Annotated in this window: 2 protein-coding genes; one reads left to right on the forward strand and one right to left on the reverse strand. The window is 73.2% G+C overall.

From position 1 onward, the window contains the following. Positions 1-1,726 (reverse strand): PEP/pyruvate-binding domain-containing protein (locus tag AB0I76_RS27845; protein WP_357041487.1); only part of this gene is annotated, 1,726 nt, incomplete at its 3' end. A gap of 130 nt (positions 1,727-1,856) precedes the next feature. Between AB0I76_RS27845 and AB0I76_RS27850 the strand changes: the two genes are divergently transcribed. Beyond that, complete coding sequence (locus AB0I76_RS27850; RefSeq protein WP_357041490.1) at positions 1,857-2,258, forward strand: GNAT family protein; 402 nt, start codon at positions 1,857-1,859, stop codon at positions 2,256-2,258. Positions 2,259-2,332: the final 74 nt, after the last annotated feature.

Here is a 2,332-nt window from a genome sequence, read left to right on the forward strand (position 1 = left end):
GGCGGCGGGCGCGGGTGGCGATGCCGTCGAGGGTGGCCTCGGCGGTGGCGGCGGCGCGGGCGAAGCGTCGGTCGGGGGCCTGGTCGGCGTCGGTGAGCCGGAGGTAGTTGGCGAGCATCGCGAAGATCGGTGTCGGGTCCTCCTCCCAGCGCGGTACGCCGAGGTCGACTTCGGCGACGCCGCGGTGGCCGTAGCTGTCGAGGAACGCGGCGAGCCCGATGTTGGGGAGCCTCCCCTGGCGGTGCAGGAGCGCCAGCCGGTGCGGGGGTGTGTCCAGCAGCAGGCGGCGGTGCTCGGTGGCGCGTTCGGCGATGCGCCACAGCGCGAGGTCCATCTCGATGGTCACGTTGTGGGGCATGCCGCCGAGGACCCGCTGGATCTCGTCCGGTGCGACGAGGCCCTTCAGGAGATGTGACGGCACGGACGCGGCCAGGATGCCGGCGACGACGGGCCAGGTGATCTCGTCGTGGCTGTCCGTCGCGTCCTGCGTCTGGACCAGGCGCAGCCGGTCGGCGGTGGTGGTCGGCTCGTCGGGTGCGGTCGAGGCGAGCCGCATCCGGTCGACGGCGTGGAACAGGCGGGTCCGGGCGGCGTCGGGCCGGGCGAGGGTACGCAGGATTCCGGTGACTGCGCGGGCGGCCGTACGCAGGGCGTCGGGGTTCGCCGTGCGGGCGCGGGTGGCGCCGCGCTCGAGCGGGGCGAAGCGGGGGTCGGCCAGGATGTGTTCCATGGCGGCCTGGGCCCGCGGGCCGAAGTCGACGGCCATGAGCTTGACCAGGCGCTTGCGGGCGGACCGGTCGCGGGCGAGGTCGGTCAGGTCACCGTAGAGGCGGCCGCCGATGTCGACGATCTCGACCTTGAGGCCGAGCGGGGCGAGCATGGCGGCGATCAGTTCCCTGAGGGTGGACATGCCCATCGGGGTGACGGGTTGGAGCATGCCCTGGACGTGCCCGAACTCGAGGTAGACGCGGGGTTGGGGCTTGTCGGTGGCCGGTGGCAGGGGGAACAGGGTGGTGATGGGCCGGGACTGGAGCACCCAGAGGGTGTCCTGCTCGTCGATGGCCCACTCGATGTCCTGGGGGCCGCCGGCGTGCCGCTGGATGCGGACGCCCGCGGCCTGCAGGTCGGCCAGGTGCGCCGGGCTGAGGACTCCCCTGGCGGGCTGGTCGGATCCGTCGAGGACGTAGTGGTCGACGGCGGTGGCGCCGTCCACCACGGCGGTGCCGGGTCCCGGGGCGGCGTCGACCATCATCTGGGTACGGCAGCCGGTCAGCGGGTTCGCGGTGAACAGCACTCCGGAGACGGCCGGGGCGATCATCTGTTGCACGACGACGGCCATGCGGACCGTGTCGTGGTCGATGTGGTGGGCGTCGCGGTAGGCGGTGGCGCGGGGGCCGTGCAGGGATTGTCCGCAGGCGCGGATGGCGGCGAGGAGGTCGGCGGCGCCGGTGACGTCGAGGAGGGTGTCCTGCTGGCCGGCGAAGCTGGCGTCGGGCAGGTCCTCGGCGGTGGCGCTGGAGCGTACGGCCACCGGGCCGCCGCCGAGGCGCTGGTAGGCGTCGATGATCTCGGCCTCGGGGAGGGTGTCGAGGTCGGTCGCGGTGGTGATGCAGAAGCCGGGCGGGACGCGCTCGCCGTGTCGGATGAGGTCCCCCAGGCCGGCTGCCTTGCCGCCGACGAGGTCGCGCAGGTCGGCGGTGATGTCGGACAGGGGGATGATCTGCATGGGATGCCTCTTCCTTTGCAATGCATGTGCATTGCATCCGAGGCTACCCGGTTGGCGATACGACTGCAATGCCAACGGTGTCGGGCAGGTCACCCCTCGCGGCGTCGCCCCTGGCCGGAGAATCGTCGGCATGACGGCCCCGCCCGCTGAGGAGATGGTCACGGCACGACTGTCGCTGCGCCGCCCGACGCCCGCCGACGTCGCGCGGATCCACGCCCTGCACACCGACCGGCGGGCCTGCGCGCACAACCCGTCGGACCTGCTGACCGACGTGGCCGAGGCCGAGGACCGGTACCGCGCGTGGGACGCGCACTGGCGGGCGTACGGCTTCGGGTACTGGACGGTGCGCCCGCGCCGCGATCCGGAGCGGGCGGCGGTGGGGTTCTGCGGGGTGAAGGTGGTGCGGTGGGACGAGGTCGAGGTGCTGAACCTGTTCTACCGGCTCGACCCGGCGGTGTGGGGTGCCGGGCTGGCCACGGAGGCGGCGACGGCGGTGGTGTCGTGGGCGACGCGGACGGCGCCCTCCGGGTGACCTCGACGGTCGACGCGCCACGGTCCTGGGCCTTGGTGAACGAACCGCCGACGATGACCTTCGTGCCAGCGTCG

This window comes from Micromonospora sp. NPDC049799, from assembly GCF_040656655.1.
Lineage (GTDB): Bacteria > Actinomycetota > Actinomycetes > Mycobacteriales > Micromonosporaceae > Micromonospora.